The sequence below is a fragment of the Bradyrhizobium sp. ISRA464 genome (assembly GCF_029910095.1).
Taxonomy (GTDB): domain Bacteria; phylum Pseudomonadota; class Alphaproteobacteria; order Rhizobiales; family Xanthobacteraceae; genus Bradyrhizobium.
Genome location: NZ_CP094526.1, coordinates 2,562,977 through 2,583,997 on the forward strand (window position 1 = coordinate 2,562,977; position 21,021 = coordinate 2,583,997).

The 21,021-nt window shown below is 64.4% G+C and carries 16 protein-coding genes; 7 read left to right on the forward strand and 9 right to left on the reverse strand.

Going from position 1 to position 21,021, the window contains the following annotated elements:
* The first annotated feature begins 174 nt into the window (after nt 1-174).
* The 3 genes from MTX19_RS11955 to MTX19_RS11965 are packed head-to-tail and all read left to right on the forward strand — an operon-like array spanning nt 175 to nt 4,119.
* Nucleotides 175-1,950, forward strand: coding sequence for an iron ABC transporter permease (locus MTX19_RS11955; protein ID WP_280983766.1), 1,776 nt, complete (start codon nt 175-177; stop codon nt 1,948-1,950).
* A gap of 24 nt (nt 1,951-1,974) precedes the next feature.
* Nucleotides 1,975-3,000: an extracellular solute-binding protein gene (locus tag MTX19_RS11960; protein ID WP_280983767.1), complete on the forward strand. Its 1,026-nt coding sequence runs from the start codon at nt 1,975-1,977 to the stop codon at nt 2,998-3,000.
* A gap of 3 nt (nt 3,001-3,003) precedes the next feature.
* The gene (locus MTX19_RS11965) at nt 3,004-4,119 is read left to right on the forward strand and encodes an ABC transporter ATP-binding protein (RefSeq protein WP_280983768.1); all 1,116 of its coding nucleotides are present in this window, start codon (nt 3,004-3,006) and stop codon (nt 4,117-4,119) included.
* A gap of 30 nt (nt 4,120-4,149) precedes the next feature.
* Here the strand turns inward: MTX19_RS11965 and MTX19_RS11970 are convergent, their stop codons facing one another.
* The 6 genes from MTX19_RS11970 to MTX19_RS11995 form a co-directional block, all read right to left on the reverse strand.
* Nucleotides 4,150-4,935, reverse strand: a complete 786-nt coding sequence (locus tag MTX19_RS11970) for an ABC transporter ATP-binding protein (protein WP_280983769.1) — start codon at nt 4,933-4,935, stop codon at nt 4,150-4,152.
* Nucleotides 4,923-5,978: a dihydrodipicolinate synthase family protein gene (locus tag MTX19_RS11975; protein ID WP_280983770.1), complete on the reverse strand. Its 1,056-nt coding sequence runs from the start codon at nt 5,976-5,978 to the stop codon at nt 4,923-4,925. The genes MTX19_RS11970 and MTX19_RS11975 overlap by 13 nt, the downstream gene beginning before the upstream one ends.
* 8 nt (nt 5,979-5,986) lie before the next feature.
* Nucleotides 5,987-6,814, reverse strand: coding sequence for a GNAT family N-acetyltransferase (locus MTX19_RS11980; protein ID WP_280983771.1), 828 nt, complete (start codon nt 6,812-6,814; stop codon nt 5,987-5,989).
* Nucleotides 6,801-7,838 (reverse strand): NAD(P)-dependent oxidoreductase, encoded by a 1,038-nt coding sequence (locus tag MTX19_RS11985; protein ID WP_280983772.1) that lies wholly within the window; start codon nt 7,836-7,838, stop codon nt 6,801-6,803. Before MTX19_RS11985 ends, MTX19_RS11980 begins: the two co-directional genes overlap by 14 nt.
* 15 nt (nt 7,839-7,853) lie before the next feature.
* Entirely contained in the window at nt 7,854-8,624 is a 771-nt protein-coding gene (locus MTX19_RS11990; RefSeq protein WP_280985976.1) for an ABC transporter permease, read from the reverse strand.
* 989 nt (nt 8,625-9,613) lie between these two features.
* Nucleotides 9,614-10,261, reverse strand: a complete 648-nt coding sequence (locus tag MTX19_RS11995; RefSeq protein ID WP_280976657.1) for a TetR/AcrR family transcriptional regulator — start codon at nt 10,259-10,261, stop codon at nt 9,614-9,616.
* 100 nt (nt 10,262-10,361) lie between these two features.
* Here MTX19_RS11995 and MTX19_RS12000 point away from each other — a divergent pair, with 100 nt between their 5' ends.
* Complete coding sequence (locus MTX19_RS12000; protein ID WP_280983773.1) at nt 10,362-11,366, forward strand: ABC transporter substrate-binding protein; 1,005 nt, start codon at nt 10,362-10,364, stop codon at nt 11,364-11,366.
* A gap of 169 nt (nt 11,367-11,535) precedes the next feature.
* Here the strand turns inward: MTX19_RS12000 and oxlT are convergent, their stop codons facing one another.
* Both oxlT and MTX19_RS12010 read right to left on the reverse strand, forming a co-directional pair.
* The gene (gene oxlT / locus MTX19_RS12005) at nt 11,536-12,846 is read right to left on the reverse strand and encodes an oxalate/formate MFS antiporter (RefSeq protein WP_280983774.1); all 1,311 of its coding nucleotides are present in this window, start codon (nt 12,844-12,846) and stop codon (nt 11,536-11,538) included.
* Nucleotides 12,847-13,032: 186 nt separating this feature from the next.
* Complete coding sequence (locus tag MTX19_RS12010; RefSeq protein ID WP_280983775.1) at nt 13,033-13,821, reverse strand: IclR family transcriptional regulator; 789 nt, start codon at nt 13,819-13,821, stop codon at nt 13,033-13,035.
* Between the two features lie 123 nt (nt 13,822-13,944).
* Here MTX19_RS12010 and MTX19_RS12015 point away from each other — a divergent pair, with 123 nt between their 5' ends.
* A complete protein-coding gene (locus MTX19_RS12015) occupies nt 13,945-15,765 on the forward strand; it encodes an NAD(P)/FAD-dependent oxidoreductase (RefSeq protein ID WP_280983776.1) in 1,821 nt (606 codons plus the stop codon).
* 49 nt (nt 15,766-15,814) lie between these two features.
* Entirely contained in the window at nt 15,815-17,752 is a 1,938-nt protein-coding gene (locus MTX19_RS12020) for an alkyl sulfatase dimerization domain-containing protein (protein ID WP_280983777.1), read from the forward strand.
* 75 nt (nt 17,753-17,827) lie between these two features.
* On the opposite strand, the gene MTX19_RS12025 is transcribed toward MTX19_RS12020, so the two are convergent.
* Nucleotides 17,828-18,895, reverse strand: coding sequence for a glycosyltransferase family 4 protein (locus tag MTX19_RS12025; protein WP_280983778.1), 1,068 nt, complete (start codon nt 18,893-18,895; stop codon nt 17,828-17,830).
* A 315-nt stretch (nt 18,896-19,210) separates the two neighbouring features.
* On the opposite strand from MTX19_RS12025, the gene MTX19_RS12030 reads away from it, so the two are divergent.
* A complete protein-coding gene (locus MTX19_RS12030) occupies nt 19,211-20,974 on the forward strand; it encodes an ABC transporter ATP-binding protein (RefSeq protein WP_280983779.1) in 1,764 nt (587 codons plus the stop codon).
* Nucleotides 20,975-21,021: the final 47 nt, after the last annotated feature.

Consider the following 21,021-nt stretch of genomic DNA (forward strand, 5'->3'; position numbering starts at 1 on the left):
CACCCTTGACGGGCCCGCCAATCCCGCTTCGCCGCATGTCATCTTGTGTCCGCCGGTGCGTCACAGAATCGCGCGGTGGCGACTTTCGGATAGCTTGCGTCATCGGAGCGATCGACTACCCTTGGCATACAAGCTCGCCGCGCGTCCAGAACGCGGCTGCAGAGGGGAAGCGCATTGCACGGACAGGCGGACCGGCGCAGCGAAGTCAAGCGTGGCGCCAGCGAGGGCGCTCGTCGCCGTGCGTTCTCCGGCCTCTGGGTCACGGCGCTGCTGGCGCTGCTGACCTTCCTGGTCATCTATCCCGTCTTCATGCTGCTGCTCGGCGCGCTTACCGACACCAATCCGGTGGTCGACGGCATCCGTCTCAGCCTCAGCCACCTGTCGATCACCAACTTTCTCACCGTGCTCGCCAACCCGAATGTCGGAGAGGCGTTGCTCAACACGCTGATCGCCTGCGGTGGGGGCACGGCCATCGCCGTCGCGATCGGGCTTTTGTTTTCCTGGATCGTCGTTCGCACCAACACGCCGTTCAAGGGCTTCATCGCCGCGGCCAGCATCCTGCCGCTGTTCGCGCCGCCTCTTGTGGCGGGCGTCGCCTGGGTCATTCTCGGCTCGCCGAAGACCGGGCTGATCAACACGGTGTTCAAGTGGATGGGATCGGACCTGCGGGTCGATTTCTATTCGATGTGGGGCCTGGTGTTCGTGTTCGGCATCTACTACGCGCCCTATGTCTACATGTTCACCTCGTCCGCGCTGCGCAACATGGATCCGAGCCTGGAGGAGGCCGCGGAAATCTCCGGCGCCAGTGCGTTCGCGACACTGTTCACGGTGACGTTCCCGCTGATCATGCCCGCGATCGTGTCGGGCATGCTGCTGTCCTTCATCGTGATGCTCGGCATCTATGGCATTCCCGCGGTGCTGGGCGCGCCGAGCAACATCAACGTGCTGACGACCTATATCTTCAAGCTTACCAACTGGTCGCCGCCGCTCTACAACACCGCGGCCGCGGTTGCGATCCTGCTGATGGTGGTGACGGGGCTGCTGGTCTATCTCCAGCAGAAGGTGCTGAGCGGGCGCAGCTACACCACCGTCGCAGGCAAGGCGTTCCGGCCGCGCAGCCTCGATCTTGGTCCCTGGCGCTGGCTCACCTTTGCGCTCGGTGTCGTCTACTTGCTTGTCGTCGTAGTGCTGCCGTCGCTGGCGCTGATCGTCGCCGCCTTCCGCAAGTTCATGTTCATCCGCGACGTCGCGAGCCTGTTCGACATGCGGCAGTACTCGCTGATGCATTTCCGGAGCATCTTCGACAATCCGCTGACGGTGAGATCGATTTACAACGCCGTCGAGGTCGGCATCATCACCGCGGTCGCCGGCGGCGCGCTGGCCTTTGCGATCGGCTACACCATCCATCGGACGCGAGTGAGCGGACGGCGCGCGATCGACCTGATCTCGACGTTGCCGGTCGCGATCCCCGGCCTCGTGGTCGGCGTCGCCTATCTCTGGGCCTGGATCGGCGTGCCCGGCGGACTTTACGGCACGATCTGGATTCTCGCGCTCGCCTTCATCGCGCGCTTCATGCCCGACACCGTGAAGGCGCTTTCGACCTCGTTCATGCAGATCCATCGCGAGCTCGAGGAGGCTGCCTGGGTCTGCGGCCGGGGCATGCTCGGCACGATCGGGACGATCGTGCTGCCGCTGGCGCGGCCGGGCGTGCTGGCCGCGATGACATTGCTGTTCGTGCTGGCGATCCGCGAGCTCGGCTCGTCGCTGTTCCTTTACACCAGCAACACCATGGTGATGTCGGTCTTGCTGCTCGATTATTACGAGGGCGGCAATGTCGGAAAGACCGCGGCCTTCAGCCTGGTGCAGACGGTGCTGCTCGGCGTCCTGATCGGCGGGGCCAACTGGCTGTCGCGCGGCGCCGCGCAGCGCAACGTGACGCGAACCGGATAACAACGAGCGAGGGGAGGATTGGCGATGGATAGACGGACCTTCACCACAATGGCCTTGGCTGGTGTCGCGGCGCTCGCGCTGCCGCCGGCTGCGCGAGCCGAGGAGTTCGGCTCGCCCGAGCTGATCAAGGCTGCGAAGGCCGAGGGCAAGCTCGTCTATTACACCGCGAACTTCGCCGAGATCGAGCAGCAGGTGATCAAGGCCTTCAACAAGCGCTTCCCCGAAATCCAGATCGAGATGGTCCGCGCGCCCGGCGGCCAGCTCATCACTCGCGTGAAGACGGAGGCCGCAGCGGGCAAGCTGATCGCCGACGTGGTTGATCATTCCGACCGCGCGCTGATGCAGCCGCTGGAGAATCTGTTCCAGGATTATGCGCCGCCAAACGCGGCCGACTACAGCAAGGACGCGCTGATCTCGCCAAAGCTCTGGCCGCGCGCGACCCTCGCCTGGTCGATCGCCTACAACACCGAGCTGGTGAAGGACCCGCCGAAATCCTGGATGGATCTGACCAAGCCGCAATATGACAAGATGATCGGGCAGGTGTTCGCGCAGTCCGGCGGCACGACCTGGACGCGGATCATGTTCGAGCGCCAGGTGCTCGGCGAGGACTACTGGGCCAAGCAGGCCGCGACACACCCGGTGCTCTATCCCTCCGGCGCGCCGATGGCCGATGCGCTGGTGCGCGGCGAGATTGCGATAGGGCCGCTGCTCTACAACGTGATCTACCAGAAGAAGAAGGACGGCGCCCCGGTCGAGATCTTCTTCCCGCCCGAGGGCGCGCCGGTCAATCCCTACGCCACCGGCATTCCGAAGACGGCCGCGCATCCGAATGCGGCGAAACTGTTCCTGAACTGGTGCCTGTCGAAGGAGGGACAGACCTTCATGATCAAGGAACTCGGCAACCTCACCTCGTTGAAGGATCCGCCGGCCTTCCCCGAGGGGTTCGATCCCAAGGTGGTCAAGCTCTGGTATCCGAACTTCGACCAGTATGTGAAGCTGCATGCCGCGTGGGTGGCGGACTGGGACAAGACGTTCGGCTATCGGCAGTAGGCGATGGGTACGGCGATGACGGCGACGCTCGAGGTCACCGAACTCAGAAAGCAGTTCGCGATTGGCCGCCCGGCCATCGACGGCGTCAGCTTCACAGTGCCGGCCGGCGAGATCGTGGTGCTGCTCGGCCCGTCGGGCTGCGGCAAGACCACGACCCTGCGCTGCGTCGCCGGGCTCGAGCATCCGACCGGCGGCGAGATCAGCATCTCCGGGCGCGTGGTGTCGTCGCCGGCGCGCGGCATCCTGGTGCCGCCGCGATCGCGCGACCTCGGCATGGTGTTCCAGTCCTATGCGGTGTGGCCGCACATGACAGTGCGGCAGAACGTGGTCTATCCGCTGAAGCACCGGAGCATCGGGCGCGCCGAGGCGAACCGCATGGTCGAGGAGGCGCTCGCGCTGGTTGGGTTGTCCGAATATGCCGACCGCCCGGTGGTGGCGCTCTCGGGCGGGCAGATGCAGCGCGTGGCGCTGGCGCGCAGCATGGTCTACCGCCCGCAGCTCTTGTTGCTCGACGAGCCGCTGTCGAACCTCGACGCCAAGCTGCGCCTGCGGCTGCGCGATGATCTGCGCGTCATCCTCAAGCAGACTGGCATGACCGCGCTCTACGTCACCCACGACCAGGCCGAGGCGGTCGTGCTCGGCGACCGCATCGGGGTGATGCGTGACGGCAGGCTGCTGCAGATGGATACGCCTGATCGGATCTACAATCGTCCGGCCGACCTGTTCGTCGCCAACTTCACCGGCGCCACCAATGAACTCGCGGGCACGCTGGTCGCATGCAACGGCGGCTACGGCGTGGTCGATTTCGGCGATGGTAGGCAGGGCGAGGTGGCGCTGCTGCAGGCGCTCGGACCGGACGACAAGGTGCGCGTGGCGTTGCGGCCCGAGAACATCGCGATCGGCCGCCCCGACGGCGCCAACACGTTCGCGGCCAAGGTGCTCGACCGCCGCTATCAGGGCACCCAGACCGCCTACAGCATCGAGTTGTTCGGCAAGCGGCTGGAGGCGATCGAGCTCGGCACGGCCGCCCGCCATCAGGTCGGCGTCGAGGCGCCGGTCTCGCTGCCGCGCGAATGCCTGTGGGCCTATCGCGACAGCGGCACGACGTCCTATGACTAGCGATGGCTGGACGATTGGTCCTCCAAAATACTAGCTGTGTGCGCCGAGCCCCAGGCTCGCATAGATCCGCCGCGCATAGGCGCCGAACGCATCCGTCGTCTTGATCGGCAGGTCGCGCGGGAGGGGCAGGTCGATCGGAAAATACTCGGACATGCGGGCCGGCCCCGCTGTCAGCACGGCGCAATGCGAGCCCAGGAATACGGCTTCCTGGATGCTGTGCGTGACGAAGATGATGGTCTTGCCGCTCTCGCGCCAGATGCGCAGCATCTCCAGATTCATCTGCTCGCGGGTCAGCGCATCCAGCGCGCCGAACGGCTCGTCCATCAGGATCAGTTTGGGATCATGGACGAAAGCGCGCGCGATCGCGGTGCGCTGCTGCATGCCGCCGGAGAGTTGCTGGGGATATTTGTCCTCGTAGCCGGCAAGGCCGACCATGTTGAGCAGGTCGCGGGCCCGCTCGCGCGCCGCCTTGATGGGCAGACCGACGATCTCCGCCGGCAGCAGCACATTGTCGAGGATGGTGCGCCACTTCAGCAGCAGCGCCTGCTGGAACACCATGCCGATGTCGCGGGCTGGATCGAATGGCGTCTTTGCGTTGCCGATTCTGACCGTGCCGCCGTCGGCCGCATGCAGGCCGGCCAGGATCTTCAGCACGGTGGTCTTGCCGCAGCCGGAGGGGCCGACCAGCGACACCAGCTCGCCTTCCTGCACGTCCATGGTGACGTCGGACACTGCGAGGAATTCGGCGCCCTTCGACCGGTAGAGCTTTCGGACGTTGCGCAGGCTGATGAAGGGCTCCGCCGTCATGCCAGCCATTTCTCCAGGTTGGCGGCGACGAAGGCGTCGTCGGAGAGATCGGCATGCTCGCGGCAGACGCGATCGATCTCGGCCATCTGGCCGGGGCTCAGGCCCTCATTCGGATCGAGGCACCAGATGCCCTGCATCAGTCCCTGGCGCCGCAGGATCTCGTGGCAGCCGGCGATGCAGCCGTGGAAATTGTTGGCGACGTCGAAGAAGGCGCTGTTGCAATCGGTGACGCGGGCGTCGAGCGCAAGCAGGTCTGCCGGCACGGTCTCCTTGTGGCGCGCCGCCTTGCAGGCCTCGAACTGCTTGATGGCGCTCGCGGTCCACACCGACCAGTGGCCGAGCAGGCCGCCCTTGAAATAAGTCCGCGTGGTGACGCCCTGCTCGCGCAGGTCGAACGGCAGCGTGAGGTCGAGCAGGATGTGGTCGTCATTGCCGGTGTAGAGCGCGACGCGATCGAGTGCGCCGGCGGCGGCGACGCCGCGCAGCACGTCGAGGGTGCGGTAGCGGTTGAACGGCGCGATCTTGATCGCGATCACGTTGTCGATCATGGCAAAGCGCCGCCAGAAATCGGTGCTGAGGATCACGCCGCCGACCGCTGGCTGCAGGTAGAAGCCGACCAGCGGGATCTCGTTTGCCACCGCTTCGCAGTGGGCGATGATCTCGTCCTCGGAGGCGGACTTCATCGCCGCAAGGCTGAGCAGGCCGGCGTGATAGCCGATGCCGCGCGCGACCTTCGCCTCCGCAACCGCCTGGCTGGTCGGGCCGGCGAAGCCGGCGACCAACGCGAGCGGTCGTTTGCTCCAGGCCGCGGCCGTCTCGGCGGCAAGCTCCAGCACCGGTCTGTAGAGGCCGACGTCACGGATCGCGAACTGCGTGGTGTGGACGCCGACGGCGAGCCCGCCTGCGCCGGCGTCGATGTAGTAGCGGGTCAGCGCGCGCTGGTGCCTGACGTCGAGCCGGCGATCGGCATCGAGCGCGAGCGGATGCGCAGGCACCACCGTGCCATCGGCGATCAGCTTGCGGATCTCTGGCTTGATGTCGCTATGGTGCATGGCCTGTCCTATCCAAATTCCGGTCCCGCGACGGCAAAGGGTTGCTCCGCACCCGGCGTTGTCCGCGGGCCGAACCGCATCCGCTGGAACGGCCGTTCGATGGTCCAGCCCGCGGCGACGAGACCCTTCAGGAAATCGGTTTGCGAATGCACGGCGTCGATGATCAGCGGCCGCGTCTCGGATTGCGCGATGGCTTCGACCAGCGCGATGGCACCCGCGGCATCATCCGCAAACAGCGGCCCGACATGGCGGGCGACGCGTCCGTCGCGGACAAGCGCAATCGCCTTGTCATTCGACGCGAGGCGCGAGCCGGAGCGACCGCAAAACTCCTGCAGCAACGTTTTGCGTTCAAAGCCGTATGCGCTGCGATCGCGCCTTATCAGATCGTCAGCCTGTCCAGCTAACGACGCTTTTGTGCCTTCACGTCCTCCCGTCGCATTGGTCAGGCGAAGCCGGCGCAGCTCCAGCGTCGGCGTGAAGCCGAGTGGGCCGTAGACCCCAGTACCCGCCGGCGTCGCGTCAAGCCATGTCGTCAGCTTCCGCTGCCGCGCCGCGTCCAAGCAGGCATCCACAAGCCGGGTCGCGAGGCCGCGGCGCTGCCAGCTCGCGGTGACCAGCACCATGCTGATCCAGGCGTTGCCGTCGGAGTAGGGCAATAGCGCTGCGGTCGCGATCAGATGATCTCCGTCGCGCACGCCGAACACGATGCCGTGGCTCAGGAAAAATTGCCAGTCGGCCTCGTTCTGGTTCCAGTGCGCTTCCGTCGACAGCGCAAGGCCGGCCGGCGCGTCATCGACGCCCAGCTCGACGATTGCGAGGTCGTCAGTACCGGCCATCGCGCACCTCATATTTGGTGGGCTTGCCGAAGCTCGGCATCGACCGCGCAACCCAGTCGGCGGTCCAGGCGACGAGCTGGTCGGTATCGACGATCGGCAGGCCGAACAGTTTCACGGCCTGCGCGGTATTGGTGAGCCAGGCGGTCGGTTCCTCCTTGCCGACGATCACCGGCGCGCGGCCAAAACGCTGGCCGAATTTGGCGGCGAGGTCGCGCACCGCGAGGATCTCGTGACCGCTGACATTGATCGGCGAGGTCGGCGTGTCGCAATGCGCGAGGCAGCGCAGCGCCTGCGCCGCCGCATCGCCCTGCCAGATGAAATTGACATGGCCGAGGCTGACGTCGATCGGCTTGCCCAGATACACCTTGCTGGCGATATCGTGCAGCACGCCGTAACGCATGTCGATCGCGTAATTGAGGCGGAACAGGCGGCCGGGCGTCGAGAACTTGCGGGAGAAATACTCGAACATGCGCTCGCGCCCGACGCAGGACTGCGCGTATTCGCCGGGCGGGTTCGGCGCCATGTCTTCGTCGGAGCCCTTGCCGTCGACCGGCACGAAGGGATAGACGCAACCGGTCGAGAACGCCACGATCCGCGATCCCGCGAAGGCCTGCGCGACCAGCGCCGGGACATGCGCGTTCATCGCCCAGGTCAGCGAGAGATCGCCTTCGGCACCGAACTTGCGGCCGGCCATGAAGATGACGTTCGGGCTCTTCGGCAACGCCTTGATCGCGGCTTCGTCGAGCAGATCGCAATTGATGGTTTCGATGCCGCGGGCCTGCAGCCAGTCCTTCACGCTCGCGTCGCTGAAGCGCGCGACGCCGATCACGCGGCGATCGGGCAGGGCCTGCTTGGCCAGTCCGGCCAGGGTCGGGCCCATCTTGCCGGCGACGCCGAGGATCATGATGTCGCCGTCGACCTTGCCGAGATCGTCGATCAGCGCCTGGCTCGGCCGGCACAAGAGCTCGTCGAGCGCGGCGACGTCGGGGATCGTGTCAGGCAGGGTGTCGCGGGTGAGCAGCATGGGTCGTTCCTGTTGTTATTGCAGCCTGACGTCGCGGACCACGAACAGCCGTTCGAGGCCGAGCACGAGGCCGTAGAGGGCCACGCCGAGCAGGGTGAGCAGCACCACGGCCATCACCATCGCGGGCGTATCGAGCGAGGACTGCACCTGGATCATCAGGTAGCCGAGCCCGCGCTCGGAGGCGATGAATTCGCCGACGATCGCGCCGGCGACCGCGAGGATGGCGCCGACCTTCATGCCGGAGAACACGTAGGGCAGCGACCCCGGCAGCTGGATCTTGCGGAACACCGTCCAGCGCGAGCCGCGCAGCGATTTCACCAGATCGAGCAGATCCGGCTCGACCTCGCTCAGGCCGCGCGCGGTGGTCAGCAGGATCGGGAAGAAGCAGATCGAGAACGCGATCAGCATGTTGGGCACGATGCCGTAGCTGAACCACACGATGACCAGCGGCCCCAGTGCGACCTTCGGGATCATGTTCATAGTCACGAACAGCGGCAGCAGCAGCAGGCTGACCAGCGGCGACCAGGTGAACACCACGGCGAGCGCGACGCCGACCAATGCCCCCAGGCAGAAGCCGCCGAGGATCTCGGCCGCGGTCACCAGCAGATTTTGCAGCCAGGCATATTTGGCGGCGCCAAGCGTCGCGATGGTTTCCAGCGGCGAGGGCAGGATGAATTTCGGGATGTGGAAGGCGTCGACCACGATCTGCCAGACCACGATCACGGCCAGATGCGCGATCAGGATGATCGCAAATGACCGCGCCGACCGTCCTCCGCCGTTGAACACCTGGTTCCTCCCTGTCGTTGCGCATGTCCTTCGGGCGCCCGGGCAACCTATCGCGGTCTTCGATAGCTTTCAACCATCTGGTTGATTAGAGGTTCGTCCCACCGAAAGCATATTCAGGTCCTTCCCGACGCGATTTGTGCGAGGGCACGTGCCGCGCGCATTCGTCGTCCTGGCGAAAGCCAGGACCCATAACCACCGCATTTGATTGTGAAGGGGATCGTGGCCCTGGCGTTGCGCAGCAACGAGCACTTGGGGTAATGGGTCCTGGCTTTCGCCAGGACGACGCCGAGTTTGTTGCGTTGCGCAACGTCACATCTTCCGCCTTCGCCAAAGGCTTCGGCGGACAAGTCGCTTCGCTCGCAATGACGGAGACACAAAACACCGTTCTCGCGACACGATCTGTCCGAGGTTTGCTTATATCTTCGCCGCTCTTCGATCAGAGGGCGCAGGGAAAGCCGGGTGCCGATCGCACCCATGGGTCCCGTGCGAATAGAAAGCACGGGAGGTAGGACCACAGGTGAAACCGGAGCAATCCCGGCTTTCCCTGCGCGATGGTTTACGGCTTATACGTGCTCTCCCCGGCGAGACTGGGCTTTGTTGTCACCGTCATCAGTGAGAGATTTTGCCCCCTAACTGATGAGACACCTGCCACTAGGGCGTCAGGCCTGCACGACTTCGCCGTCCGCTATCTGCCACGCTCGTCAGCCGTGACATCGGCGTCCACCGCATCTCGACCCAGCACTCGTGACGATCGCGAAGCGCCCCTCAAGCGGGTGAGACGGGTGGATCATAGACTGAGTTGTACTTCTGGAAAACAGAAATATTTTTGCTGTGAGGGCTTGCCACGTCGGGCAACTCAGTGATTGGCAGGTTAGGGACGCACCGGCGGAAGGGTTCGAACGCGCAGCATAACCGGCATATGCGATTGCCCTGCCGCAAGGGGGGAGGGAGCCTGAGCCGCGTGCTCACCTTACTGTTGTGACCGCCCGCTACGGCCGCAGCGACTGCATCACGAGATCGACGACATGCTTGCGCCGCGCGCGTTTCTCGGTCGGGCTGGAGAGGTCCTTGCCGAAGATTGCCGACAGCGTCGGCGTGTTGGAGAAGAAGAAGTAGCTCAGCCCCGCAATCGAGATGTAGAGGTGCACGGGGTTGACGCCCTTGCGAAAGGTCCCGGCGCGGACGCCTTCGGCGAGGATCTTCGAGACCATGCTGACCAGTGGCGAATGCATCGCCTCGAGCCTGCGGGAGCCGCGGACATGGCGCGCGCCGCCGCGGTTCTCGTCGTTCAGCAGCACGATGAAGTCGGGGTGGGCGGCGAGATGGTCGAACGAGGCCTCGATCAGCGTCTTGATCGCCGCGTCGGGCGGCAAGCCTTCGAGATTGAGCTTGCGCTCCTGCTCGCGGATCTCCTCATAGACCCATTCGAGCACGGCGAGGTAGAGCGCGTCCTTGTCGCCGAAATAGTGATAGACGAGTTGCTTGTTGACACCGGCGCGCGCCGCGATCTCGTCGACCCGGGCGCCGGCCAGCCCGTTCTCCGCAAACTCGCGCCGCGCCGCGGTCAAGAGCTTCTTCCTTGTGGCGACGGGGTCGCGGCGCTGCGGCTTGGTGTCGTCCGATTGTCTCTTGAGCATTTCCAACCAAACAGTTGACAACTCGTCTCGTCCTCTGTTGCATTGGTAGCGTCAGGGAGGTGCGGCGACAAGGCCAGCCTTGTGGCTTGAGGAGGATGCGATGAGAGGTTTGAGAGCGGTGGCTTTGGCGATCGCGCTCGCGATGCCGGCGGCACCGTCCGTTGCGGGCGAGGCTGTCAACCTGATCCTGAACTGGACGCCGACCGCGGATCACTCGCCGTTCTATTATGCCAAGGCGCAGGGCTGGTACGAGAAGGCCGGCATCGATCTCACCATCGAGGTCGGCAAGGGCTCCGGCGTCTCGGCGCTGAAGGTCGGCTCGGGCGGCTCGCCATTCGGCATCGCCGACCTCGCGACCATGCTGGTGGCCAAGGGCAAGGGTGCCGACGTCGTGGCGCTGATGAGCATCTACGCCAACACTGGCCAGACCTTCTACTGGCTGAAGAGCTACAGCGTGAACGGGCCGAAGGATTTTCCTGGCCACAAGATCGGCAACCCGCCCGGCGACGCCTCGCGCGTGATGTGGCCGGCCTTCGCCAAGGCTGCGGGGATTGCGCCCGACTCCGTGACGTTCGTGAATGTCGGCCCGACCGCCAAGATCGCCGCGCTGAAGAGCCACACCGTCGATATCATCAGCGACTTCTACAACGAGCACGACCTGAAGGTGATCGAGTTCGGCAAGGACCTCGGCTTCCTCAACTGGAAGGACATCGGCCTCAACCCCTACGGCAATTCGCTTGTCGTCAACGGTGCCTACATGGCGAAGCACCCGAAGCTGGTGGAAGACTTCGTGCGGATCACCCAGAAGGCCTATGCCGCCTGCGTCGCCGACGTCGCGCCCTGCCTGAAGGCGCTGCTCGACCAGGCCTCCGGCCTCGACAAGGAGAACCAGGAGCGGCAGTGGGAGCGCATCAAGCACCTGATGACCGACGAGTTCACCACAACGAAGGCGCTCGGCTGGATCGACGGTGAGCGGATGAAGAAGGACTACGAGCTGGTGCAGACCTATCTCGGCATGGAGAAGCCGTTCGACGTCAACACCGCGTTCACGACCAGGATGCTCGACGGCAGCATCAAGATGGATGCGAGCAAGGTGAAGAAGTGAGTCCAAGCCGCGTACTGATAATTTGAAGCAGACATGCCAAGATCGACGCCATCGGCGAGGGGACATGCCACCCGTGCGCGCCGCGGCAGTCGAACGTGAATCTGATGCGCGGCTTCACCTTTGCCATCCGGGCAAACCCAACCCAAGCCGCCAAACGGCCAGGCTCTTGTCAGGTCGGCTGCGTTCCCTCAACCCACGCTTGCTCTTCGCTTGAGCGCGTCAGGAGCTTGTGCCGCATCGGCTTGAGAACAAAGATGGCCATCAGCGCGGCAATGATGTTGAAGAGCGAGGCGATGATAAAGGCGCCCTTCCAGCCGCCGGTCTCCACCACCAACACGTTGGCGAGCGGCACAAGCAGTGACGCTGTTCCTTTCGCGGTGTACAGCAAGCCCGCATTGGTCGTAGCGTACTTGACGCCAAAGCAATCGGTGCAGGAGGCGGGAAAGAGGCTGTAAATCTCGCCCCAGGCGAAAAATACGACCCCGCTCAGAAGCACAAATCCCAGTGGGTTTTGCCCATACACGTACAGGGCCCATATGCCGATGCCCTCCAACAGGAAGGCAATGAACATGGTGTTCTCCCGACCGAGAAAATCGGAGACCCAGCCGAAGAACGGCCGTGTAAGTCCATTGAGGACTCGATCGATCGTCAACGCAAACGTCAGCGCCGGCAGGGTGATGCCGATCAACGCGACTGGCGTGGTGTCGAGATGAAAGTCCTTGGCGATGGGCTTGAGTTGCGCCGTTGCCATCAATCCCCCCGCCGCCATCAGCATGAACATCAGATACATGACCCAGAAGGTCGGTTCTCTGAGCACCTGCAACGGTTGATATTGAAGGCGACCTTGCTGCACGAGTCGCGAGGCTTCCGGTGCTTGTCCGCGCCGCGGTGCAAACAGCAACAACGAGAGTACAACGACGATGACGCCTTGGCCGATGCCGAAGGTCAAAAACGTATTCTCGTAGCCATGCGTTGAAATCATCCTTTGAATGGGAATGATCGTAAGCGCCGAGCCGATGCCGAAGCCGGCGGCGGTCAATCCGGCCGCGAGCCCGCGGCGGTCCGGAAACCATTTGAGTGCGTTGCCGATGCAGGTGCCGTAAACAGCTCCTGCCCCGAGACCGCCGATGATCTGGGCTATGTATAACATCCAAAGCGAGGCTGCGAAGGAGTTGAGAACCCAGGCGAGCCCGGTGAGCCACCCACCCGCGAAGACGACGATCCGCGGCCCGAAGCGATCGACGAGGTAGCCCTCGGCGGGTACCAGCCAGGTTTCAAAGAGCACGAAGAGCGTGAACGCCACCTGGATCGACGCCAGGCTCCAACCAAATTTCTGGCTGATGGGAATCGTGAAGAGTGTCCAGCCATATTGGAGGTTGGCGATCATCACCATGCAGATGATGCCGATTACGAGCTGGCTCCAACGGGTTGCTTCGGAAGCCCGCTCCACGGGCGGATCGGTTTGTGAGGTTGCGGTCATTGGGGTCACTCCTCGCCCTGCGAACTAACGCCCGGAACCTTGCTCAGGTTCCCTGGAATGCCATATGCATCACCCAAATCCGCTCTGGGGCGGCATTGGGCAGTTGCAGCTATCTCACGAGCCCTCAAGGGCCGTCGCGAGCAGCATCGCCGGCGTCGCGCCCGTGCCTAGTCGCCGACGTGTACTCTAGCCTTCCACGACCAGCGCGCGGATGCTACGGGCGAGCCCGAGGATGCGCGGGCCGCATTCGCGCTCGATCTGCTCCGGGCTGAAGCGGAATGAGGGAACGCCGCAATTGACCGACAGGCATTCGCCGGTCGGCGTGCGATAGAGCGGTGCCGCGACGCCGAAGATTTCGCGCCGCCATTCGCCGATCGAGACGGCGAAGCCGCGCTCCCTGCACAATTCGATGTCGGGCAAGGTCCGCTTCCGGACGTAGTCGAGGTCGTCGGGCCGCTCGGCCTTCACGCGCGCCACATAGGTGTCGAGCTCGTCCCTGGTGAACAGCGACAGCAGCGCGCGTCCGACCGCGGTCGGCGCCAGCGAAGAGACGAAGCCGACGTCAGGCACGTGCGGCGCGGCATCCGTCGTGCGCAGTGTCTCGACATAGATGAAGTCGAGCCCGAACGGCATCGCGATCGACACGGTGCCGCCGGCATAGGCCGCGAAGTCGCGCATCAGCGGGCGCGCGAGCTGGCGGACCTTCAGCGACGACAGGACGGGGTAGGCGGCGGCGAGCACGCCGAGCCCGAGCACGAAGCGGCCCTTGGCGTCGCGCCTGAGATAGCCGAGCTGCTCGAGCGTATAGGTCAGCCGCGACACCGTCGGCCGCGACAGGCCGGTATGCAGCGCGAGCTCGGCATTCGACAGCGAGCCGGGGTGATTGCGGAAGGCCGCCAGCACATCGAGCCCATGCGCCAGGGTGGTCGCAAAGGAGGGATTCGCTTGAACTTCGGCCGAGGAGGAGGCTGTCATGCAAAATAATGGTCTTAGATAGCAGTCTCTGTCAATATATCGAAATATATTTGCCAATCGTTCCAATATCGGCTTATGTCCCGCGGACAACGACAAATGACCGCTGGAGTGAGGCGCCTTCCGATGACGACGACCGACCAGGTCCGGGACGCAAAACCCGCCGCGATCGACAAGGAGCGGCTTCGGCAAAAGTATGTGGAGGAGCGCAACAAGCGGCTGCGTCCGGACGGCAACGACCAATATCTGCAAATCAAGGGACAGCTCGCGCATTACCTCGATGATCCCTACACGCCGGTCGCGGAGCGCGCGCCGAAGACCGATCACGTCACCTTCGCCTTCATCGGCGGCGGCTTCGCCGGGCTCGCCACCGCGGCGCGGCTCACCGAAGCCGGCGTCAAGGACGTCCGCATCGTCGAGAAGGGCGGCGATTTCGGCGGCACCTGGTACTGGAACCGCTATCCCGGCGCGCAGTGCGACACGGCGTCGATGGTCTACATGCCGCTGCTGGAAGAGACCGGCCACATGCCGTCAGAGAAATACGCGCATGCGCCTGAGATCCTCGCGCACTGCCAGCGGATCGGCCGGCATTTCGGCCTCTACGACAACGCGCTGTTTCATACCGAGGTGACGAGCCTCGATTGGGATGAGGCGCAGTCGCGCTGGCTCATCCGCACCAACCGGGGCGACGCCTTCACCGCGCAGTATGTCGGCATCGGTACCGGCCCGCTGCATGTGCCGAAACTGCCCGGCATTCCCGGCATCGAGAACTTCAAGGGGCATTCGTTCCACACCAGCCGCTGGGACTACGACTACACCGGCGGCGATCCCAATGGCGCGCCGATGCGGAAGCTCGCCAACAAGCGCGTCGGCATCATCGGGACCGGCGCGACCTCGGTGCAGTGCGTGCCGCATCTCGCACGCGCCTGCAAGGAGCTCTACGTGTTCCAGCGCACGCCGTCATCGGTCGATGTGCGCGGCAATGCGCCGATCGACCCTGAATGGTTCGCAGGCATCGCGACGCCCGGCTGGCAGCAGCGCTGGCTCGAGAACTTCACCGCCAACCAGGCCGGCGGCTCGGCGGAAGAGGATCTGGTGCAGGACGGCTGGACCGATCTGTCGAAGCGGATCCGCGCCAAGATCGTGCTGCTGCCGCGTGAGCAAAGGACCGTGGAGAACATGCGGGCCGCGTTCGAGGACTCCGACTTCGAGAAGATGGAGGAGATCCGCAACCGGGTCGACGCCATCGTCCGCGATCGCGAGACCGCCAAAAACCTCAAGGCCTGGTACGGCCAGCTCTGCAAGCGGCCGTGCTTCCACGACGCCTATCTTCAGGCCTTCAACACGCCGGGCACGCATCTGGTCGATACCGACGGCAAGGGTGTTGAGCTAATTACCGAGCGCGGGGTCGTCGTCGCCGGCAAGGAATATGAGCTCGACTGCATCATCTACGCCTCCGGCTTCGAGGTCGGCACCGAGTACAAGCGCCGCGCCGGCTTCGACCTGACCGGCCGCGACGGCGTCAAGCTGTCGGACTATTGGGGGCAGGGCATGCGCACCAAGCACGGCATCCACGTCCACGGCTTCCCCAATGTGTTCTTCGTGCAGCCGACGCAGGGCGCCAATCTCATTTCCAACGTGCCGCACAATCTGACGGAGGCCGCGCGGACCATCGCCCTGATGGTCAGCCACGCGCGGGACAACGGCTTCAAGGCCATCGAGGTCAGCAGGGAAGCCGAGGATCGCTGGGTCGAACTGCTGCTCACCGGAGTCGGCCGGATGATCGGCGGGCCCGATTGCACGCCCGGCTATTACAACAATGAGGGTCGCGAGCCGGGGCCGGCCGCCCGCCTCAATGTCGGCCATCCCGCCGGCGCCTCGGCCTACTTCAAATATATCGACGAATGGCGCCGCAGCGGCCGGTTCGAAGGTGTGCAGTTCCGTTGAGCGACGCGCGATCGCAATCCGATCTCCATCTGCGAGGGAGTACACGAGTATGACCCAGACAACCGACGTGACGCAGGAAAGCCCGAAGGCCGCGTCCGCCTCCGTCATCGCGCAGCACGCGGCGACGCTGACGACGCTGCCGTTCTCCGACACCGGGGATTTCGACGATGCCGCACGCGGCTTCCTCGGCACCATCGAGAACGCGAAAATCACCTCCGCGCAGGGCCGGGTGGTCTGGAGCCTCGAGCCCTACGGCTTCCTCTCCGAGGAGACCGCGCCGCCGACCGTCGATCCCAGCCTGTGGCGGCAATCGCGGCTCAACATGCATCACGGCCTGTTCGAGGTGGTATCAGGCGTCTATCAGGTGCGCGGGCTCGACATCGCCAACATGACGCTGATCGAAGGCGACAACGGCGTGATCGTGGTCGACACGCTGACCTCGATCGAGGGCGCGCGCGCCGCGATGGAGCTGTACTTCCAGCACCGCGGCAAGCGGCCGGTCGCGGCCGTCATCTTCACTCACACCCACACCGACCATTGGGGCGGCGCGCGGGGCGTGGTCGATGACGCGATGCTGGCGGCCGGCGTGCCGATCATCGCGCCGAACTTCTTCATGGAGCACGCGGTCTCCGAGAACATCATCGCCGGGCCGGCGATGCTGCGTCGCGCGCAATACCAGTTCGGGCCGTTCCTCGCCAAGGGCGTGCGCGGTCACGTCGATTGCGGTCTCGGCAAGACCATGGCCGCGGGCGGGGTGGCGTTGTTGCGGCCGACCGACCTGATCATCGCGACCGGCGACAAGCGCATCATCGACGGCGTCGAGTTCGAATTCCAGATGGCGCCGAACAGCGAGGCGCCGGCGGAGATGCATTTCTTCATCCCGCGCTACAAGCTTTTGAACCTCGCCGAGAACTGCACGCACAATTTCCACAATCTGCTGCCGTTCCGCGGCGCCGATGTGCGCGATGCGCTGGCCTGGTCGAAATATCTCGGCGAGGCATTGCAGATGTGGGGCGGCAAGGCGGAGGCGATGTGCGGCCAGCATCACTGGCCGGTGTGGGGGCGGGAGCGGATCGACACCATGATCCGCCAGCAGCGCGACCTCTACAAATACGCCCACGATCAGACCATCCGGCTGATGAATCATGGGCTCAACGCCGCCGAGATCGCCGAGACGATCCGCCTGCCGCAGAGTCTCGAAGGCGCCTGGCACGGCCGCGGCTATTACGGCCACATCAGGCACAATGTGAAGGCGATCTATCAGAAGTATCTCGGCTGGTACGACGCCAATCCGGTCAACCTCGATCCGCTGCCGCCGGTCGCATCCGGCAAGAAATATGTCGAGTATATGGGCGGGGCGGACGCGATCCTGAAACGCGCGGCGGCGGACTTTGCCAGGGGCGAATTCCGCTTCGTGGCGCAGGCCGTCAGCCACCTCGTGTTTGCCGAGCCCGACAATGCGGCCGCCCGCGCGATGCTGGCCGACACCTTCGAGCAGCTCGGCTACGCCGCGGAGAGCTCGACCTGGCGCAACGCCTATCTGTTCGGCGCCCAGGAGCTGCGGCAGGGCATGCCGAAGACGCCGCCGCGGTCGGCGATGCCGCGCGAGACGCTGGCCGCGCTGCGCACCGAGCAGATGTTCGACGTGCTCGGTGTCCGCCTCAACGGTCCCAAGGCCGAGGGCAAGCACATCGTGCTGAACTGGAATTTCACCGACACAGGCGAGACCTTCGTCCTGAACCTGGAAAATTCGGCGCTGACCTACATGAAAGGCGCGCAGGCGTCCGACGCCCATGCCGGCTTCACGCTGGCGCGCGGCACTCTCGATGAGGTCATCGCCAAGCTGACCACGTTCCCCGACGCGGTCAGCGCCGGCAAGATCAAGGTCGCGGGCGATCCGGCGCGGCTCGGCGAGCTGATGGCGCTGATGGATGAATTTCCGCGGATGTTCGAGATCGTCGAGCCGAGGCGCACAGTGCTGACGTGACAATCGAACGACCCGACGGACCGGCACGGAAGTGCCGCCCGGCCCGCCGGATCATTCGATCGACCGCTGCAACTGTTACTCGGCGCTCGCCACCAGCTTGAAGCGCGGCTTGGCTTCCATCAGGCCGCGATAGGTGGCGAGATAGTCCAGCGCCATGCGGCGTGCGGTAAAGCGGGTCTCGAACTGCTTGCGGATCGCGTTGCGGTCGAGCGTGGCGAGACGGCCGACGGACGAGATGGCGCTGATCTCGTCCTCGACGATGAAGCCGGTGACGCCGTCCTCGATGATCTCGGCCACAGAGCCGCGGTTATAGGCGATGACCGGCGCGCCGCAGGCCATCGCCTCGATCATCACAAGGCCGAACGGCTCCGGCCAGTCGATCGGAACCAGGAGCCCGACCGCGCCGCTGAGAAAATCCGGCTTCTCGCGGTCGCTGATCTCGCCGATGAACTCCACCAGCGGATTCTCCTTGATGAGCGGCTTGATCAGCTCGTCGTAATATTCCTGGTCGGCGCGATCGACCTTCGCCGCGATCTTCAGCGGAATGCCGCAGCGGGTCGCGATCTTGATGGCGCGATCGACGCCCTTCTCCGGCGCGATGCGCCCGAGCACGGCGAGATAGGACGGACTGCTCGGCTGCGGCGTCAGCAGATTCTCCGGCAGCCCGTGATGAATCGTGCGTACCCAATGCGCCTGCGGTACCGGCCGCCGTTGCGCGTTGGAGATCGAGATGACGGGAATTTTGGAGAACGTGTTGAACACGGGCTGATGTTCGGGGAGATCGAGCCGTCCGTGCAAGGTGGTGACGAACGGCGTCGGCTGCCTCGCGAACAGCGACCACGGGTAATAGTCGAGGTGGAAGTGCAGGAAATCGAACTCGTCCTCGTCGCACTTCTGCCGGACGCGTTCCAGCATGACCATGTGCAGCGCATTGGGATCGCGCACGGAGCCGTCGAGGCGCAACGCCTTGGACCAGGTCGCATCGAGCTTCGCCGACGTCTTGGAGTCGCCGCTGGCGAACAGGGTGACGTCATGGCCGAGAGCCACAAGTTCTTCGGTCAACCAGTGCACGACCCGTTCGGTCCCGCCGTACAACTTGGGGGGGACAGCCTCCGTCAGCGGGGCCACCTGCGCGATGCGCATTTCTCCATCTCCTTTGTGTAATGTGGATGAACAAGACCCTCAGCCCTCTGATGGCACTGGCATGCCGAAGACGGGAACGTTCTCGCACGTGCGAGGTTCCTTAGGTATGCAGGTTCTGGCGCTTCTTTCTTCCATCACACTGTGGTCTTGCTGATGCCATCTCGCTCCAACAGGTTTTTGCCGACGCCAGAGTTGCAAAATTGTTGCGCAGTGATGGCTGCATCAAGGAATCCAACCGCCGCCCTTCACGTCATCGTGCACGAGAGGAGCGATTAGAAGTTTCTCGTTCACCCTCAACAGGTTTTGCAGGACGTCATGGACCATCTCTCAGGATATGCGCACCGCCCCTTTCCATTCGTGTTGCGCTATCTGCGCCGGCGGCTCGCCTCGCATGTTGTAATTTTGTCGGCCGTCGTCGCGGCAGTCGCCTGCTCCGTGGGCACGCAGTACGGCGTGAAGAGCTTGGTCGATGCCTTGTCGGCCGGACCGTCCTACGCAGGTGGCGTATGGCTGGCATTCGCTTTGCTCATGTCGCTGATCGCGGCTGACAATTTCCTGTGGCGAATTGCAAGTTGGACAGCAAGCTTCACCTTTGTCGGCGTCACCGGCGACCTTCGTCGCGACATGTTTCGCCATCTTACCGGCCACGCGCCGAGCTACTTCTCGGATCGGCTGCCGGGCATGCTGACCAGCCGGATCACCGCGACCTCAAACGCAGTGTTCACCGTCGAGAACATGTTCGTTTGGAACGTTCTGCCGCCGTGCATCGCGACCTTCTCGGCAATCGCGCTGATTGGAACCGTCAGCGCGACGATGTCCTCCGTCCTGATCGTGATATCGGGAACCATGGTGGTGGCGATGTTCCGGATGGCCGCCGCCGGCAGGCCTCTGCATGACGACTACGCCAACAAGGCTGCCTCGGTCGACGGCGAAATGGTCGATGTCATCAACAACCTGCCGCTGGTGCGGGCGTTCTGCGGTCTGGGCTACGAGCACGATCGCTTCGATGCGACCGTGAACCGAGAACTCGTCGCCCGCGGCCGTTCTCTTCGTTATCTGGAGAAACTGCGCCTCACTCACGCAGCCGTGACTGTGGTGCTGACGGTCGCGATGCTCGCCTGGGCCATCAATCTCTGGCAGCAGGGCGCGGCGACCACCGGCGATGTCGTGCTGGTCTGCACGCTCGGCATCTCGATTCTCAGCGCGACCCGTGATCTTGCGGTGGCGCTGGTCGACGCCACCCAGCATCTGGCACGGCTGACCGAAGCGCTTGCGACGCTGCTGCAGCCGCACGAGCTGAAGGACCATCCGGAGGCCGAGCCGCTGGTGAAGAGCGGTGCGGCGGTTGCGTTCAACAATGTCTCGTTCGGCTATCCTGGCGGGGTGCAGGTGTTCGAGCGCTTCAGCCTGCGCATCCAGCCCGGCCAGAGGCTCGGCCTGGTCGGCCAATCCGGCGGCGGCAAGTCCACTCTGTTCACGCTGCTGCAGCGCTTCTACGACGTGGACCGCGGCAGCATCACGGTCGACGGCCAGGACATTTCCCGCGTCACCCAGCAGAGCCTACGCGCGGCGATCTCCGTGGTGCCGCAGGACATCTCGCTGTTCCATCGCTCGATCATGGAGAACATCCGCTACGGTCGTCCCGATGCCACCGATGACGAAGTGCTGCGGGCGGCGATCGCGGCGCGCTGCGACTTCATCGAAACTCTGCCGGAAGGCATGAACACCATCGTCGGCGACCGCGGCGTCAAGGTCTCCGGAGGCCAGCGGCAGCGGATTGCGATCGCGCGCGCCTTCCTGAAGGACGCGCCGATCCTGCTGCTCGACGAGGCCACCGCCGCGCTCGATGCGGAATCCGAGGAGGCGATCCGAGAGGCGTTGTCGCGGCTGATGCGCGGGCGTACGGTGGTGGCGATCGCGCACCGACTCGCGACGTTGCGCAGCTTCGACCGTGTGGTCGTGCTGCAGGATGGCCGGATCGTCGAGGACGGCCCGCCCGATATCCTCGTGAAGGGAAGGGGCCCCTATCGCGACCTGGTCACACGGGAGATGGGCCGCCTCTCCACCAGCGCGGCCTGACCGCGCGTCATCACGTGTTGTTGCGTTCCGGTGCGTTCGTCGCAGCA

Bases quoted from the DNA above. Each gene is read 5' to 3' on its own strand.
- MTX19_RS11960 (WP_280983767.1), top strand. From the start codon at position 1,975: ATGGATAGACGGACCTTCACCACAATGGCCTTGGCTGGTGTCGCGGCG.
- MTX19_RS11965 (WP_280983768.1), top strand. From the start codon at position 3,004: ATGGGTACGGCGATGACGGCGACGCTCGAGGTCACCGAACTCAGAAAG.
- MTX19_RS11970 (WP_280983769.1), bottom strand. From the start codon at position 4,935: ATGGCTGGCATGACGGCGGAGCCCTTCATCAGCCTGCGCAACGTCCGA.
- MTX19_RS11975 (WP_280983770.1), bottom strand. From the start codon at position 5,978: ATGCACCATAGCGACATCAAGCCAGAGATCCGCAAGCTGATCGCCGAT.
- MTX19_RS11980 (WP_280983771.1), bottom strand. From the start codon at position 6,814: ATGGCCGGTACTGACGACCTCGCAATCGTCGAGCTGGGCGTCGATGAC.
- MTX19_RS11985 (WP_280983772.1), bottom strand. From the start codon at position 7,838: ATGCTGCTCACCCGCGACACCCTGCCTGACACGATCCCCGACGTCGCC.
- MTX19_RS11995 (WP_280976657.1), bottom strand. From the start codon at position 10,261: ATGCTCAAGAGACAATCGGACGACACCAAGCCGCAGCGCCGCGACCCC.
- MTX19_RS12000 (WP_280983773.1), top strand. From the start codon at position 10,362: ATGAGAGGTTTGAGAGCGGTGGCTTTGGCGATCGCGCTCGCGATGCCG.
- oxlT (WP_280983774.1), bottom strand. From the start codon at position 12,846: ATGACCGCAACCTCACAAACCGATCCGCCCGTGGAGCGGGCTTCCGAA.
- MTX19_RS12010 (WP_280983775.1), bottom strand. From the start codon at position 13,821: ATGACAGCCTCCTCCTCGGCCGAAGTTCAAGCGAATCCCTCCTTTGCG.
- MTX19_RS12015 (WP_280983776.1), top strand. From the start codon at position 13,945: ATGACGACGACCGACCAGGTCCGGGACGCAAAACCCGCCGCGATCGAC.
- MTX19_RS12020 (WP_280983777.1), top strand. From the start codon at position 15,815: ATGACCCAGACAACCGACGTGACGCAGGAAAGCCCGAAGGCCGCGTCC.
- MTX19_RS12025 (WP_280983778.1), bottom strand. From the start codon at position 18,895: ATGCGCATCGCGCAGGTGGCCCCGCTGACGGAGGCTGTCCCCCCCAAG.
- MTX19_RS12030 (WP_280983779.1), top strand. From the start codon at position 19,211: ATGGACCATCTCTCAGGATATGCGCACCGCCCCTTTCCATTCGTGTTG.